The following is a 13,867-nucleotide window of genomic DNA, read 5'->3' as shown; positions in this document are numbered from 1 at the left end:
GATTGAGGTCATGGAGGTCGGTGTCCACGAAGCAAAAAGCCGCTTGATCGCTTTGCTGAAGCGGGTCGAACAGGGCGAAGAGATTGTCATCACGCGCCACGGCCGTGTGGTGGCTCGCCTAGTGCCGATCAGCAACACGGCACCCCAGAAAGCCCGACGCGCCGCGATGGCCCGCATCCGCGCGCGGGCGGCGGCACGGCGGGCCGGCTCCTTCGATTGGTCGGAGTGGAAGGCACTGCGCGACGAAGGCCGCCCGTGACCCTGGTGCTCGACAGCTCCGCCACGCTGGCCTGGGCCACCAGCGACGAAGTCACCCCGGCCGTGCAGGAGGTGTTCGACCGGGTCGCCGCCACCCACGCCGTCGTGCCCGCCTCCTGGCGGCTCGAAGTCGCCAACGGCCTGCACATGGGGGTGCGGCGCGGCCGCCTCGACGCGGCGGAGCGCGACGCCACGCTGGCCGACCTCGCCATCCTCGGCATCCGCACCGACGCGGACACCGACACCCACGCCTGGTCGGGCACGGTGCGCCTCGCCGAGCGCTTCGGCTTCACCGTTTACGACGCCTGCACCCTCGAACTGGCCAGGCGCCGCGCCCTGCCGCTCGCCTCGCTCGACGGCGACCTGCGCGCGGCGGCCGACGCCTGCGGCGTGCCGCTCCTGGGGCAATAGGGCCGCAGTCCGCCGGGCATCGGCTCATCCCTCCGGCCACTCCCCGGCCTGCCAGTCGCGCGCGCCGTGGATTACATGCAGGATCGTCACCACCTCGGCGCCGCCGGCCCGAACGGTGATCTCGTAGGCCAGAATGTAGGGAAGCCCCGGCAACACCTTCTCGTAGGTGCCGCTCACCCGCCCGGCCCGCCCGGTGGCGAAGTCGGACAGGCCCGCGGCGGCATCCTCTATGCGCGCCGCCACCCGCGCCGCTGCGTCGGGATTCTCGCCCGCGATGTAGCGAAAGACGATACGAAGATCGGCTCGCGCCGAGTCGGCCCAAACGACGGGCCGCTTCACCGGCCCGCTCGGGCGGCCTCGATGATCTCGCGCACCTCGCGCATCACCTCGTCATGCGGCGTGACCCGGCCGGCCCGTGCGTCGGCGCGGCCGCGCTCGATCGCCTCCACGATGGCGAGTTCGCGCTCCACGTAGGCCGCGATGGCCTCGGCCGCGAGGAAGTTGCGGGTGCGCTTGGTGCGCCCGGCCAGGGTGGCGAGCCGGTCCTTTGTCTCATTGGAGAGGCGGACGGTGAGGGTGGAACTGTCGGTCATCAGCGGCCTGTGTTCGTTCGAACACAAAGTAACACATCCGGCGCCGTCGCAAACCCACGTCGCTCAAGGTTAGGAATACAAACCAACAAGTTGCAATTGTTAACCAGGCGTCCGTGCTCCTCGACCGACCTTGCCACCGCGGCTCGGCTTCGTCTCAGCCGTTGGGCGCTTCCGACGCTTCCGCTCCCAACCGCCCTCGGCATCGTAATCGACCGTAGCGAATCGTTCTTCGCCGTAGTGCTGCAAGATGCGGCGGATGGCGGCCGAAGCGTCCATCATCTTGCCCTGAACGAAGTCGTGGGACCGGACTCCGGTGAACACGATGCACACGCTCAACACGTCGTCGCCGTAGGAGTCGGCCACCTCCTTGCTCGACACGCGGCTGATGGCGCCCTCGCCGAAGACTTCGGACGCGGCCTCGCGGATGAGCTGGTTGAGGAAAGGAAGCGGAGGCATCCCCGGCACTTACAACGCCCCCGGCACGGTCGCAAAGCCTCCCCACAAAGCCGCCAACACCCCGCGCCCCCATATACCCGCCATGGAATGGCAAGCCCCCGCCGTCGTGCTCGACGCCCGCCCCTTGGGCGAAGGCGGCGCCGTGGTGTCGCTGCTCACCGAGGCCCACGGCCGCCACGCCGGCCTCGCCCGCGGCGGCGCTTCCCGCGCCCAGGCCCCGGTCTGGCAGGCCGGCAACCTCGTGGAGGCCCGCTGGGTCGCCCGCCTCGCCGACCAGCTCGGCTCCCTCTCCGGCGAACTGGTCCACCCCGCCGCCGCCCTGGCCATGGAGGACCCGCTGTCCCTCGCCCTCCTGTCCTCCGCCTGCGCCGTGGCCGAGGGCGCGCTGCCGGACCGCGAGCCGCACGCCCGCACCTTCCACGGCCTCGTCTCCCTCATCGCCCGTCTCGGCCGCGAAGGCGCCGCGCCCCTGCTGCCGGACTACGTGCGCTGGGAAGCGGAGCTGCTGGCCGAACTCGGCTACGGCCTCGACCTCGCCCGCTGCGCCGTCACCGGCACCCACGAGGACCTGACCCACGTCTCGCCGAAGACCGGCCGCGCCGCCTCCCGTGCCGCCGCCGAGCCCTACGCCGACCGCCTGCTGCCCCTGCCGCCCTTTCTCCTCGGCTCGCAAACGCCCTCCGAGCCCGCCGAATGGCTTGCGGGATTGCGCCTGACGGGCCATTTTCTAGGAAAGGATGCCTTCGGGCACCACCACAAACCCTTGCCAACCGCCCGCGACCTGTTGTTTCAACGGATCGCGAGCCTAGCGGCGCCCGAAGCGGGCCTCCCTGCCGAGAAAGAACCCGATGCCTGACGACGTGAGACACCCGCCCAAAGGCGCCCCCTCCGGCGGCGGAGAGGAGCGCGACACCAAGCTCTCCGACGCCCTGTCGGAGCGCTACCTCGCCTACGCCCTCTCCACCATCATGGCCCGCTCCCTGCCGGACGTGCGGGACGGGCTGAAGCCGGTCCACCGCCGCCTGCTCTGGGCCATGCACCAGTTGAAGCTGGACCCGGCGGCCGGGCTGAAGAAGTGCGCCCGCATCGTCGGCGACGTGATGGGCAAATACCACCCGCACGGCGACTCCTCGATCTACGAGGCGCTGGTGCGCTTGGCCCAGGACTTCGCCGCCCGCTACCCACTGGTGGAAGGGCAGGGCAACTTCGGCAACATCGACGGCGACAACGCCGCGGCCATGCGCTACACCGAAGCCCGGCTCACCGAAGTGGCCCAGGCCCTGCTCGCCGGCATCGAGGACGATGCCGTCGACTTCCGCCCCACCTACGACGGCCTGGAGCAGGAGCCGGTCGTCCTCCCCGCCGCCTTCCCGAACCTCTTGGCCAACGGCGCCAACGGCATCGCGGTGGGCATGGCCACCTCCATCCCGCCCCACAACGCCGGCGAACTCTGCAGCGCGGCGTTGGAACTGGTCCGCAACCCGCAAGCCACGACGCGCGACCTGCTCCGCCACGTCCCCGGCCCGGACTTCCCCACCGGCGGCATCCTGGTCGAGCCGCCCGACAGCATCGCCGAGGCCTACGAGACCGGCCGCGGCGGCTTCCGCCTGCGCGCCAAGTGGGAGCGCGAGGCGCTGAAGAACGGCGCTTGGCAGATCGTCGTCACCGAAATCCCCTACCAGGTCGCCAAGTCCCGCCTGATCGAGCAGGTCGCCCAGCTCATGGAGGAGCGCAAGCTCCCCCTCCTCGGCGACATCCGCGACGAGAGCACGGACGTGATCCGCCTCGTGCTGGAGCCGAAGGCCCGCACCGTGGACCCCGCCGTGCTGATGGAAACGCTGTTCCGCGCCACCCAGCTCGAAACGCGCTTCTCCCTCAACATGAACGTGCTGGACGCCGACCGCACCCCGCGCGTCATGGGGCTGCGCGAAGTGCTGCGCGCCTGGCTCGACCACCGCCACGTCGTCCTGGTCCGCCGCACCGAGCACCGCCTGGCCGCCATCGCCCGGCGCCTGGAGATCCTCGACGGCTACCTCATCGTCTACCTCAACCTCGACGAGGTGATCCGGATCGTCCGCTACGAGGACGAGCCCAAGCCCGCCCTGGTGGCCGCCTTCGGCCTGACCGACATCCAGGCCGACGCCGTCCTCAACATGCGCCTCCGCAGCTTGCGCAAGCTGGAGGAGATGGAGATCCGCCGCGAGCACAAGAAGCTCACGACGGAGCAGAACAAGCTCCAGGGCCTGATGAAGTCCGAGGCCAAGCGCTGGAAGGCCATCGAGGAGGAGCTGGAAGCCACCCGCGCCAAGTTCGGCGACGGCGCCCTCGGCGCCCGCCGCACCGAAACTGGCCGCGTCCTCCCCGCCGTGCTGGTGGACGAAGCCGCCTTCACCGAAAAGGAGCCGATCACCGTCATCCTCTCCGCCAAGGGCTGGATACGCGCCCAAAAGGGCCACCTGCCGCCTGAAACGGAGCATCGCTTCAAGGAAGGCGACAGCCTCCACACCTGGGTCCACGCCATGAGCACGGACCGCATCGCCCTCTTCGCCACCAACGGCAAGGCCTACACGCTGAAGGCCGACGCCATCCCCCGCGGCCGCGGCGATGGCCAGCCCGTGCGCCTCATGGTCGAACTGGCCAACGAGGACGAGATCGTCTCCCTCTTCGTCCACACGGACGACGCGAAGTACCTGGTCGCCACCACCGACGGCAAAGGCTTCGTGGCCAAGGCCGCCGACCTCCTGTCCGAACGCCGCACCGGCAAGCAGGTGCTGGTGGTGGACGCCGGCAAGCAGGCCGCGCTCTGCGTCCCGGCGGAGGGCGACACGGTCGCCGTGGTCGGCGAGAACCGCAAGCTGCTGCTGTTCCCGCTCGACCAAGTGCCCGAGATGGCCCGCGGCCGCGGCGTCCAGCTCCAGTCCTACAAGGACGGCGGCCTCTCCGACGCCAAGGTCTTCACCCGCAAGGACGGCCTGTCCTGGCGCCTCGGCGAGCGGGTGAGGGTGGAAACCGACCTCGCCCCCTGGCGCGGCAACCGCGCCGGCGCCGGCCGCGTGCCCCCCAACGGCTTCCCCCGCGACAACCGCTTCGGCGAGTGAACCCGTGCGCCCCGGCCGGCCGCCGCACGGCCGGTCGGGGCGGCCTGGGGAACGGGCATCGCGCGGCCCGGTCCACGAGCCGTCGCGGCCCTTCCGAGGTCAGCGCCCCGGGCACCGGGGCGGGCTCACGGCCTCACCCGCCCGACCGCGACGAGGTCGCCGCCCCGCCCGAGCACCACGACGCCCTCCCCGGAGGACGGGAAGACGCCGGTGAGCGCCGTGACGTTCACCTGGTGCGTCACGGCGACCAGCGCGCCCGGCCCGCGCCAATCCAGCAGGACGCGCCGCGCCGATGCCGTGCGCGCCGGCCCCTCTCCGCGGTTTTCGAAGAACGAGTCGAACGCCGGCTCCGCCCTGGAAAGGCCGGGAAAGGCGAGCGCGGCGGTTTCCACGGCCCGGCACCATCGCGAGGTCAGCACGGCGCCCACGGCCACCCCCTCGGCGCGGAAGGCTTCGCCGATGCGCCTCGCCTGGGCGCGGCCGGCGTCGTCGAGGTTGCGCTGCGTGGAGCAGTCGCCGAGCCGCATCCCCGGCGGGTCGCCCGAACCGGGCGCCCTGGCGTGGCGGAACAGCGCGACGGCGCCGCCGCCCCGCAACGCCTCCCAGGCCGCGGCTTCGGCGGCCGCCGGCGGCGAACGGGCGAGCAGGACGGCGGCCGGCGTCCTGCGCAGGATCGCCAGCACGCGGCGGCGGGACGGGACTGCCATGACCCGCATTTGGGGCGCGTCGAGCGGTCGTGAACCCGGGCCGCCGGCGGCGGCCCGGCGCGCGTCCGCGGCACCGGGGCGGATCGTGCCCGGCCGTTCTCGGTCAGGCGCGTGAAGGCGCCCGTCGAAACGACTAGCCGGGACGCGCCGAGCGGGAGTCCGGCGTGGCCCCCGGCCGCTCGTCGCCTCGGGCAGCGGCGAACCGAACACCCACTGGCGGCGGCGCCCGCCAGGCCCGGCCGGGCGCGCGGCCACGGCACCGCCAACGCGCTGGGTACCCGAACCCGCGCCTGGACGCGTTGATCGACCGGGCGCACGAAGCCTCCGGGCGTGAAGCGAAGCGCCCGGCGCTGGCCGAGGGCGCCGCGCCCCTGCCGCCGCACCACCGGGCCGACACCTGGGCCACACGCCGCGGCCTCGCCTGCACGGCGCGCATGGACGAGTCGACGCTCGTCGCCGGGCTGCGGCCCGCGCCGTGCACACCGGCCGCCCGGCCGCCGTCCGGCAGCCCGCCCGGGCCCGGCAACGGCGGCCCATCCCTTCCAGCGCTGACCCGAGGCCGCGCACAGCGCCCCGGAACCGTCCCCGCGCCCAGCGACAAAGCGGGTGCAGCCGCGCCGCCGCCCCGGCGAACGCCGCCGCCGCCGCGGGTCGGGCGCGGCGGCCGCGGGGGTGCCGTCACGCCGCCATCCGAGTCGCCCGTGCCGACGCGGCTGGAGAAAAGGTGTTCGCCGGCCTCCCGCCCGCCCTGGCTGGCCCCCGGCGCCGGCCGCGTTATGATCCGGCCAAAGCACGGCGCGCCGCCCCTCCGGGGCGCGGCGCGGCCCCAATCCGGGAGTACGTCCGCGATGCCGACCCGCCGCCAAGCCCTCGCCCTCGCCGCCGCCGGCCTCGCGGCGCCGTCCATCGCCCGCGCGCAGACCGCCGCGCCGGCTTGGCGGCCCGAGCGGCCCATCCGCTTGATCGTCCCCTTCGCCCCCGGCGGCTCGAACGACATCGTCGGGCGCATCGTCGCGGAAGCGGCGGGCCAGGCGCTAGGCCAGCCGATCGTCGTCGAGAACCGCGCCGGCGCCGGCAGCGTGATCGGCGCCGAACTCGTCGCGCGCGCGGCGCCGGACGGCTACACGGTGCTGATCAACAGCTCCCACTCCACGGTGCCGGCGATCGTCGCGCGCGTGCCCTACCGCACGGTCGAAGACTTCGCCGGCGTCGCGGTGGCCGGCTTCTCGCCGCACGTGCTCGTCGTCGATCCGAAGCTGCCGGCCCGGACGGGGCCCGAACTGGTGGCGCTGCTGAAGGTCAACCCCGGCCGCTACAACCTGGCCACCGCCGGCATCGGCAGCGGCGTCCACGTCGCCGCGGAGCTGTTCCGCTCCACCACCGGGGCGCAGATCGAGGCGGTGCACTACCGCGGCGGCGGCCCGAGCGTTTCCGCGCTGGTCGCCGGCGAAGCGCAGGTCGGCACGCCGACCATGGCCTCCTCCATCGGCCAAGTTCGCGGCGGCGGGCTGCGCGCGCTCGCGGTGCTGGCGGAGCGGCGCAGCCCGGCGCTGCCCGACGTGCCGAGCGCGCCCGAAGCCGGCCTGCCCAAGCTGATCCACGAGGAGTTCTTCCCCATCCTCGCCCCTGCCGGCACGCCGGCGCCGGTGGTGGCCTCATTGGGCGCCGCCTTCCGCGGTGCGATCGGGCAGAGCGCCGCCAAGCTCGTCGAGATGGCCGGCGTTTCGCCGCGGGAGGGCTTCGAGACCCCCGAGCAGGTCATGGCCTTGGTGCGCGAGGGCGTCGAGCGCTACACGGCGATCCTGCGCGCGGCGGGCGTGCAGCCCGAGTAGCGGCGCCCGGCGCGGGCACCGCCGCGCCTTTGGCTGCTCGGCGGGCAAGGGCGCCGCCGGCGGTCAAGGGCGGGCGCTTGCTCCCGCCGGGTTGGCGTGGACCGGCCGGCGCGCACGCACCTGGCCCGCGGTGATCAAGACCGGCATCGACGCGGGGCTCGCCCGCCTGACGGGTGCCCGGCCGCACGGTCCCGAACGGCCGCGTCCACATGGACCGACCCCGTGGTTGGCTGGGCTTCGACCCTATCCCACCCCCAACAACCCGAACACCGCCCCCGCGCCCAGCAGCCAAAGCGGGTGCAGCCGCGTCGTCACCGACAGCACCGCCACCGCCGCCGTCACCCCCGCCAGCGCCGGCGTCGCCGCCGCCGTGGACGCGATCAGCGCCGCCCCCGCCGCCACCAGCCCAACCGTCACCGGCACCAGCCCCGCCTGCACCGCCCGCCGCCACGGCGCCAGCCGGAACCGCTCCCACAGGCCGAGCGCCACGCCGGTGACGACCGAGGACGGCCCGAACATCGCGGCCGTCGCCACCACCGCGCCCCAGAACCCGGACACCCGCCAGCCCACCAGCGTCACCACCATCATGTTCGGCCCCGGCGCCGCCTGGGCCAGGCCGAACAGCGCGTTGAACTGCGCCGCCGCCATCCACCCGTGCACCTCCACCACCCGCCGCTGCATCTCCGGCAACACGACGGGGCCGCCGCCGAACGCCAGCAGCGACAGCTCGGCGAAGAGGAGCGCCAGGGCGACGAGCGCCCCCGCCGCCGCCGCGCTCACGACCGGCTCCAGCGCCGCGCCAGCACGCAGAACGGCAACAGCACGAGCAGCGCCGGCAACAGCGGCACCCGCAGCACCGCCACCGCGAGGAAGCACAGCGCCGCCAACCCCGCCGGCACCGGCTGCCGCAGCAGCGGCCAAAGCAGCTTCGCCGCCAGCCCCACCAGCAGCCCAGCCGCGGCCGCCGCCAGCCCCGCGAAGGCGTGCCGCACCTCCGGGTGGTCGGCGAAGTGGTCGTACACCGTGCCGAGCAGCACCACGACCACCGAGGGCGCCGCCAGCAGCCCGAACAGCGCCGCCAACGCCCCCGCCACGCCGCGGAAGCGCAGCCCCACCGCGACCGAAAGGTTCACGACGTTCCCGCCCGGCAGGAACTGGCACAGGCCGAGCAGGTCGGCGAATTCGTCCGCGCCGAGCCACCGCCGCTCCTCCACCAGCATGTGCCGCGCGAGCGGCAGCACCCCGCCGAACCCCATCAGTCCGAGCGCCAGAAAGCCGCGGAAGAGCGCGCCAACGGTCGGAGGCGCCGCCGCGCCGGCGGGGTCCGGCGCGGGGCCGGGCGGGTTTGGGTCCATCCACCCGCGATAGTCCCGCCACCCGGCCCCGACAACGGCGCCCACCAGCGTTGCGCAACCTATTGGTTCTTGTTATGTTCCCGTGTTCAGCCGGAGCGCCATCCATGCGCCACGCCGCCCCGACCCGCTCCGCGCCGAACTCCCGCCCAGCCCCACGCGCCAGCCTCCTGCGCATCCGCGCCGAACGAGGCGCCCACCAGGCCGCGCGGACCCATCCGTCGACAAGCGCCGCCCCGCACGCCCCGGCCGGAGTGTCCACGCCGCGATCGCGCCCCAGCCCGCCGCCCGGCCGAGCCCCGCACGCGCCACCTCCGACTCCCCCGCCCGGCTTCCGCCCGGAACGCGCCCGGACCACCGGCGCACCCGGCAGGACCATTCGTCCGATTCGCGCGAAAGCCGGTTGCTCCAGAACCGGTTGTCCGACCCGCCCAGGAGCCGCCCGCCCCGAGAGGCCCATTCGTCCGAATCGCGCAAAAGCCGCCGGCCCGCCGAAGCGGCCCGTCGCGCCGGCGCCGGAGCCCCGCCTGTTCCGGTCCACCCCGCCATGCCCTACTGATGCCCCAGATGGGCGACCCGTTCTGGAAGACCAAACCCCTGGAGGACATGACCCGCGCCGAGTGGGAAAGCCTCTGCGACGGCTGCGGCCGCTGCTGCCTGCACAAGCTCCGCGACGAGGACACCGAGCGCGTCGCCTTCACCGAGGTCGCCTGCCGGCTGCTCGACGCGCACTCCTGCCGCTGCCGCGACTACCGCAACCGCCGCGCCCACGTGCCCGACTGCGTGAAGCTGACGCCCAAGCGCGTCGCCGCCATCGACTGGCTCCCGCCCACCTGCGCCTACCGCTTGGTGGGGGAGGGGAGGGACCTTTACTGGTGGCACCCGTTGGTCTCCGGCGACCCCGAAGCGGTCCACCGCGCCGGCGTTTCCGTCCGCGGCCGCGTCGTCCCCGAGCGCGAGGCCGGCGCCCTGGAAGACCACGTCGTCCGCTGGCCCGGCCGCGTCCCCCGCGCCGCCGCCGCCGCCGCCGCGCCCGAACGACTCGACCCGAAGCCGCCCGGAGGAGATGCCGCCCCATGCCCGACCCCGTGAAGACGCCGCCGTTGTTCGGCGGCGTGAACGCCGCGGCGCTGACCGCCATGAAGCAGGACCTCTCGCCCGACGTGGACCGCATGGCGGCGCACTGCCGCTGGCTGCTCGGCAACGGCTGCAACGGCCTCGGCGTCCTCGGCACCACCGGCGAGGCCAACAGCTTCGGCCTGCACGAGCGCAAGGAGATCCTGGAGGGCCTCGTCGCCCGCGGCATCCCCGCCGCCGCGCTGATGCCCGGCACCGGCTGCGCCAGCCTGTCCGACACGGTGGAGTTGACGCGCCACGCCCGCGACGCGGGCTGCCGCGGCGCGCTGCTGCTGCCGCCCTTCTATTACAAGGGCGTCCCCGACGACGGCCTGTTCGCCTACTTCTCCGAGGTGGCGCAGCGCACGGGCGGCGGCATCGCGTTATACCTCTACAACTTCCCGCAGCAGTCGGCGCTGCCCTTCTCCCTCGCCCTGATCGAGCGTCTGTTGAGGGCCTTCCCGGGCACGGTCCGCGGCGTGAAGGACAGCTCCGGCGACTACGCCAACATGCAGGCGATGGTGCGCGCCTTCGCCGCCGACGACTTCGAGGTCTACTCCGGCTCCGACGAGTTCCTCCAGCGCATCCTGTCCGAAGGCGGCGCCGGCTGCATCACCGCCGCCGGCAACGCCAACAGCCACTGGGGCGGCATCGTCTACGCCCGCCGCACCGGCCCGGAGGCGGACGCGGCGCAAGCGGTGCTGAACGCCACCCGCAAGGCCGCGACGAGCGTGCCGCTCATCGCCGGCCTCCGCGAGATCATCGCCCGCTCCACCGGCGACGCGAACTGGCGCACCATCCGCCCGCCGCACCTGCCGCTGGACCGCGAAGCGGCGGACAAGGTCTGGGCCGGTTTCGAAGCGGCCGGCGCCTTGCCCCTGCCGGGCCTGCGCCCGATCAGAGCCAGGGCGGCCGAATGAGCGGCGGGCCGTCGCCGCCGCTCCGCTGCCGGGAGCCCGCCACCGCCACCGTGCAGGTCGACGACGAGCACGTCCGGGTGATCCGCTGGGACTTCAACCCGGGCGCCGAGACCGGCTGGCACCGCCACGGCTTCGTCTACGTCGTGGTCCCGGTCACGGACGGGAATCTGCTGCTCGAACTGCCGGACGGCACCACCGCGACGGCGACGTTGGAGGCCGGCCGGTCGTACACGCGCAGCGCCGGGGTGGAGCACAACGTGGTCAACGCCGGCACGGCGCCGCTCTCCTTCGTCGAAACCGAGGTGAAGGCGTCCCCGGGTTGACGAGCGCCGGCAAGCCGCGCCTCGCCGCCGCTTCGGCGGGCACGGATCGCCGGGAACAATCGACTCGTCCAGCAAAACCCGGCCCACGCCGCGTATCGATTCAAACCAGCGATAAAACCCTTAATGGATCAAGCGTCTCCGCATTATACACCAGTGGCTTAAAAAACGCCTTGTTCTTGCAATCGGTCCCCCCGGACGCGACGCAAGACGCTTCGATTCAACAACATAGCCTGTCAAGCCGTTGAACGGTGGGGTGCGCGCGCGCCATCTTGGGACCATGATTCATGGCGCTTCCGAGACGATAGAGATGGCCGCCCAGAAGCGCAGCGACGCGATGGGCGGCTGCCCCGTGCGGTGGCGCCGCTCCACCCGCGCGCGCCGCGTCAGCCTGCGCATCGACGCGCGCGCGGGCGAGGTGGTGGTGACCCTGCCGCCGCGCGCGCACCGCCGCGCCGGCATGGCGCTGCTCACCACCCACGCCGCCTGGGTTATGGAGAAGCTGGCCGCCCTTTCGCCGCACATCGCGTTGGAGCCGGGCTCGGAGGTGCCGCTGGGCGGCGTGCCGCACGTGGTACGCCGGGCGCCGGGCGCCGCCGACGCGGCGACGCGGCTGGAGCCGGGCGCCATCGTCGTCGGCGGCGGCGCGGCGGCGAACGACGTGCCCCGCCGGGTGGCCGAGTTCCTGCGAGCGGAAGCGCGGCGCCGCATGGAGGTGCTCTCCGCCGGCCACGCGGCGCTGCTCGGCGTCAGGCCCAAGGCGCTGAAGCTCAAGGACACGCGCAGCCGCTGGGGGAGCTGCGCGCCGGACGGCACTCTCGCCTTCTCCTGGCGGCTGGTGATGGCGCCCGATTGGGTGCTCGACTACGTCGTGGCGCACGAGGTCGCGCACCTGCGCGAGCTGAACCATTCGCCGCGCTTCTGGGCGCACGTCGCGCGGCTGACGCCGCACCGCGACGCGGCGGTGGAGTGGCTGCGGCTGAACGGGCCGGCGCTGCTCAGGGTGGGGTGAGGGGCCGTCCGGCCGCGGCAAAGGATTCCCATCACCGCATCCGCGGAACACACCGCCTTGCGGCTCGAGGCACAGGCGGCCTTTGCCTCCCACGACGCGCGCCGGCGCCGGCCGCACCCCCGGGCGAGCGGGCATGGACGGGTTCGGAGGCGCCGCACCCTTCCGCGGCCGTTCGATGCGCGGTGGCGCCAAGCCGCGGCGAAGGCGCGACGCTGGCTTCTTCCGCGGCGTTGCCGCAGCACGGACGGAGACGCCCCGCGGCGCGCCGGGGCGGCGGGATCAAGCGGGGACCGCCGCCGCCGGCCCTTGCGCGCCGGCGCGGCGGTCCACCACCGCGCGCAACAGGCCGAGCACGCGCCCGGCCGCCGTGGCGGCCTCGCCAGGGCCGGCCCCGGCCAGCGCGGAGAAGCGCGCCCCGGCCTGCCGGGAACGGCCGGCGTAGGCCATGGACCAGGCGCCGAACTCCCGCGCCGCCACCGGCGCGGCCTCCAGCACCACCACGTCGGCGTGCCTGGGGTCGCACTGGATGGCCTCGAACACCTCCTCCACCGCCGGGGCCGGGCCCTCCAGCGCTTGGGCGAAGCAATCCTCGCTAAACAGCAGCGCGCCGGTGATCCCGCGCGCGGCATTCCCCCGGCGCGCCCGGGCCAGGATGCGTTCGAGTTCGGTCCCCGCGGCCGGCTCGGGCAGCAGGCTCCGGCTGACGTAGACGACACGGAACAGAGACGGCTCCACCGTCATGGCGCGACCTCCTCCACAGCTGGTGGCACCATCCCGGCGCCGAGCCTCTCGATCACTTCCGGCAGGGCCGCCGCCGGCACCGGCCGGCCGAGCAGGTAGCCCTGCGCTTCGGTGCAGCCGTCCTCGCGCAGCCGCCGGAGCTGTGCCGGCGTTTCCACGCCTTCCGCGGTGGTGCGCATCCCGAGGCTGGCGCCCAGCGCCGCCACCGCCCGCACCACGGCCGCGTCCTCGGCGAAGCTGCGGTCGATCTTCACCCTGTCGAACGGGAACGAGCGGAGCTGGGTGAGGGAGGAGTAGCCGGTGCCGAAGTCGTCGAGGGAGACCTGCGCGCCCAGCCGCTTCAGCGCCCGGAGCTGGTCCAGGGTCGCGTCGCCGTGGCGGAGCAGGGCGGACTCGGTCAGCTCCAGTTCCAGCCGGTGCCTGGGCAGGCCGGAGGCGGCGAGCGCCCCTTCCACCGCGCCGACCAGCCCGCCGGTCTCGAACTGCGGCGCGGCGACGTTCACGGCGACGCGGAGGCCGGAAGGCCAACGCGCCGCCTCCTGGCAAGCGGCGCGGAGCACCCAATCGCCGACCGCCGAGATCAGGCCGATCTCCTCCGCCACCGGGATGAAGGCGTCGGGCGGCACCAGGCCGCGCCCGGGGTGGCGCCAGCGCAGCAACGCCTCGAAGCCGGTCAACCGGTCCCGGGCCAGGTCGAGTTGCGGCTGGTAATGCAACTCGAATTGGCCGAGCGGCAAGGCGGCGCGCAGGTCGTGTTCGAGCCGCCGGCGCGCCTCGGCGCGCTCTTGCATCTCGGGCTCGAAGAAGCCGAAGCGGCCGCGCCCGCGGTCCTTCGAGGCGTAAAGGGCGAGGTCGGCGCGCGACAACAGCGCGTCGGGTTCGGTGCCGTCTTCCGGCGCGACGGCGGCGCCGATGCTGGCGCCGACCACCGCCACCCGCCCTCCCGCGATGTAGGGCCGCGACAGCAGGTCGAGCAGCCGCGCCGCCAAGGCCCGCACCGCCGCGCGGTCCGGCGCTCCCGGCAGCAACACCGCGAACTCGTCGCCGCCCA

General features: G+C 73.8%; 17 protein-coding genes. 9 read left to right on the top strand and 8 right to left on the bottom strand.

Going from position 1 to position 13,867, the window contains the following annotated elements; genetic code table 11:
* Positions 1-10: 10 nt before the first annotated feature.
* Positions 11-259, top strand: a complete 249-nt coding sequence (locus tag ABD067_RS02120; protein ID WP_343893495.1) for a type II toxin-antitoxin system Phd/YefM family antitoxin — start codon at positions 11-13, stop codon at positions 257-259.
* Positions 256-669: a type II toxin-antitoxin system VapC family toxin gene (locus ABD067_RS02115; protein ID WP_343893494.1), complete on the top strand. Its 414-nt coding sequence runs from the start codon at positions 256-258 to the stop codon at positions 667-669. The genes ABD067_RS02120 and ABD067_RS02115 overlap by 4 nt, the downstream gene beginning before the upstream one ends.
* Before the next feature lie 24 nt (positions 670-693).
* On the opposite strand, the gene ABD067_RS02110 is transcribed toward ABD067_RS02115, so the two are convergent.
* From ABD067_RS02110 to ABD067_RS02100, 3 genes are all read right to left on the bottom strand, one after another.
* Positions 694-1,008 (bottom strand): type II toxin-antitoxin system RelE/ParE family toxin, encoded by a 315-nt coding sequence (locus tag ABD067_RS02110; protein ID WP_343893493.1) that lies wholly within the window; start codon positions 1,006-1,008, stop codon positions 694-696.
* Positions 1,005-1,262 carry a CopG family ribbon-helix-helix protein gene (locus ABD067_RS02105; RefSeq protein WP_343893492.1) on the bottom strand — a complete coding sequence of 86 codons (258 nt, stop codon included), beginning with the start codon at positions 1,260-1,262 and terminating at the stop codon, positions 1,005-1,007. Before ABD067_RS02105 ends, ABD067_RS02110 begins: the two co-directional genes overlap by 4 nt.
* 99 nt (positions 1,263-1,361) lie before the next feature.
* The gene (locus ABD067_RS02100; protein ID WP_343893491.1) at positions 1,362-1,718 is read right to left on the bottom strand and encodes a hypothetical protein; all 357 of its coding nucleotides are present in this window, start codon (positions 1,716-1,718) and stop codon (positions 1,362-1,364) included.
* 82 nt (positions 1,719-1,800) lie between these two features.
* On the opposite strand from ABD067_RS02100, the gene recO reads away from it, so the two are divergent.
* On the top strand, positions 1,801-2,574 hold the full coding sequence (gene recO, locus ABD067_RS02095; protein WP_343893490.1) for a DNA repair protein RecO: 774 nt from the start codon (positions 1,801-1,803) through the stop codon (positions 2,572-2,574).
* Positions 2,567-4,816, top strand: a complete 2,250-nt coding sequence (parC, locus tag ABD067_RS02090; protein ID WP_343893489.1) for a DNA topoisomerase IV subunit A — start codon at positions 2,567-2,569, stop codon at positions 4,814-4,816. The genes recO and parC overlap by 8 nt, the downstream gene beginning before the upstream one ends.
* Before the next feature lie 125 nt (positions 4,817-4,941).
* Here the strand turns inward: parC and ABD067_RS02085 are convergent, their stop codons facing one another.
* Positions 4,942-5,532, bottom strand: a complete 591-nt coding sequence (locus ABD067_RS02085; RefSeq protein WP_343893488.1) for a histidine phosphatase family protein — start codon at positions 5,530-5,532, stop codon at positions 4,942-4,944.
* An 839-nt stretch (positions 5,533-6,371) separates the two neighbouring features.
* On the opposite strand from ABD067_RS02085, the gene ABD067_RS02080 reads away from it, so the two are divergent.
* A complete protein-coding gene (locus ABD067_RS02080) occupies positions 6,372-7,355 on the top strand; it encodes a Bug family tripartite tricarboxylate transporter substrate binding protein (RefSeq protein WP_343893487.1) in 984 nt (327 codons plus the stop codon).
* Positions 7,356-7,598: 243 nt separating this feature from the next.
* Here the strand turns inward: ABD067_RS02080 and ABD067_RS02075 are convergent, their stop codons facing one another.
* Both ABD067_RS02075 and ABD067_RS02070 read right to left on the bottom strand, forming a co-directional pair.
* The gene (locus ABD067_RS02075; protein ID WP_343893485.1) at positions 7,599-8,135 is read right to left on the bottom strand and encodes a chromate transporter; all 537 of its coding nucleotides are present in this window, start codon (positions 8,133-8,135) and stop codon (positions 7,599-7,601) included.
* Complete coding sequence (locus ABD067_RS02070) at positions 8,132-8,710, bottom strand: chromate transporter (RefSeq protein WP_343893483.1); 579 nt, start codon at positions 8,708-8,710, stop codon at positions 8,132-8,134. Before ABD067_RS02070 ends, ABD067_RS02075 begins: the two co-directional genes overlap by 4 nt.
* Positions 8,711-9,274: 564 nt before the next feature.
* Here ABD067_RS02070 and ABD067_RS02065 point away from each other — a divergent pair.
* The 4 genes from ABD067_RS02065 to ABD067_RS02050 all read left to right on the top strand — a co-directional run bounded on the left by ABD067_RS02065 (position 9,275) and on the right by ABD067_RS02050 (position 12,075).
* The gene (locus ABD067_RS02065) at positions 9,275-9,799 is read left to right on the top strand and encodes a YcgN family cysteine cluster protein (RefSeq protein WP_343893651.1); all 525 of its coding nucleotides are present in this window, start codon (positions 9,275-9,277) and stop codon (positions 9,797-9,799) included.
* Entirely contained in the window at positions 9,784-10,743 is a 960-nt protein-coding gene (locus tag ABD067_RS02060; protein ID WP_343893482.1) for a dihydrodipicolinate synthase family protein, read from the top strand. Before ABD067_RS02065 ends, ABD067_RS02060 begins: the two co-directional genes overlap by 16 nt.
* Positions 10,740-11,066 (top strand): cupin domain-containing protein, encoded by a 327-nt coding sequence (locus ABD067_RS02055; RefSeq protein WP_343893481.1) that lies wholly within the window; start codon positions 10,740-10,742, stop codon positions 11,064-11,066. Before ABD067_RS02060 ends, ABD067_RS02055 begins: the two co-directional genes overlap by 4 nt.
* Positions 11,067-11,373: 307 nt before the next feature.
* Positions 11,374-12,075 (top strand): M48 family metallopeptidase, encoded by a 702-nt coding sequence (locus ABD067_RS02050; RefSeq protein WP_343893480.1) that lies wholly within the window; start codon positions 11,374-11,376, stop codon positions 12,073-12,075.
* 279 nt (positions 12,076-12,354) lie between these two features.
* Here ABD067_RS02050 and ABD067_RS02045 read toward each other — a convergent pair whose 3' ends face one another.
* Positions 12,355-12,816 carry a BLUF domain-containing protein gene (locus ABD067_RS02045; RefSeq protein WP_343893479.1) on the bottom strand — a complete coding sequence of 154 codons (462 nt, stop codon included), beginning with the start codon at positions 12,814-12,816 and terminating at the stop codon, positions 12,355-12,357.
* A partial coding sequence (locus ABD067_RS02040) for a putative bifunctional diguanylate cyclase/phosphodiesterase (RefSeq protein ID WP_343893478.1) occupies positions 12,813-13,867 on the bottom strand: 1,055 nt, incomplete at its 5' end. The genes ABD067_RS02040 and ABD067_RS02045, both read right to left, overlap by 4 nt.

Origin of the sequence: Craurococcus roseus (assembly GCF_039523795.1) — a bacterium.
GTDB classification, from domain to species: domain Bacteria; phylum Pseudomonadota; class Alphaproteobacteria; order Acetobacterales; family Acetobacteraceae; genus Craurococcus; species Craurococcus roseus.
This window is presented reverse-complemented; position numbering and strand designations above follow the sequence as displayed.

Bases quoted from the DNA above. Each gene is read 5' to 3' on its own strand.
- ABD067_RS02120 (WP_343893495.1), top strand. From the start codon at position 11: ATGGAGGTCGGTGTCCACGAAGCAAAAAGCCGCTTGATCGCTTTGCTG.
- ABD067_RS02105 (WP_343893492.1), bottom strand. From the start codon at position 1,262: ATGACCGACAGTTCCACCCTCACCGTCCGCCTCTCCAATGAGACAAAG.
- ABD067_RS02100 (WP_343893491.1), bottom strand. From the start codon at position 1,718: ATGCCTCCGCTTCCTTTCCTCAACCAGCTCATCCGCGAGGCCGCGTCC.
- recO (WP_343893490.1), top strand. From the start codon at position 1,801: ATGGAATGGCAAGCCCCCGCCGTCGTGCTCGACGCCCGCCCCTTGGGC.
- parC (WP_343893489.1), top strand. From the start codon at position 2,567: ATGCCTGACGACGTGAGACACCCGCCCAAAGGCGCCCCCTCCGGCGGC.
- ABD067_RS02085 (WP_343893488.1), bottom strand. From the start codon at position 5,532: ATGCGGGTCATGGCAGTCCCGTCCCGCCGCCGCGTGCTGGCGATCCTG.
- ABD067_RS02080 (WP_343893487.1), top strand. From the start codon at position 6,372: ATGCCGACCCGCCGCCAAGCCCTCGCCCTCGCCGCCGCCGGCCTCGCG.
- ABD067_RS02070 (WP_343893483.1), bottom strand. From the start codon at position 8,710: ATGGACCCAAACCCGCCCGGCCCCGCGCCGGACCCCGCCGGCGCGGCG.
- ABD067_RS02065 (WP_343893651.1), top strand. From the start codon at position 9,275: ATGGGCGACCCGTTCTGGAAGACCAAACCCCTGGAGGACATGACCCGC.
- ABD067_RS02060 (WP_343893482.1), top strand. From the start codon at position 9,784: ATGCCCGACCCCGTGAAGACGCCGCCGTTGTTCGGCGGCGTGAACGCC.
- ABD067_RS02055 (WP_343893481.1), top strand. From the start codon at position 10,740: ATGAGCGGCGGGCCGTCGCCGCCGCTCCGCTGCCGGGAGCCCGCCACC.
- ABD067_RS02050 (WP_343893480.1), top strand. From the start codon at position 11,374: ATGGCCGCCCAGAAGCGCAGCGACGCGATGGGCGGCTGCCCCGTGCGG.
- ABD067_RS02045 (WP_343893479.1), bottom strand. From the start codon at position 12,816: ATGACGGTGGAGCCGTCTCTGTTCCGTGTCGTCTACGTCAGCCGGAGC.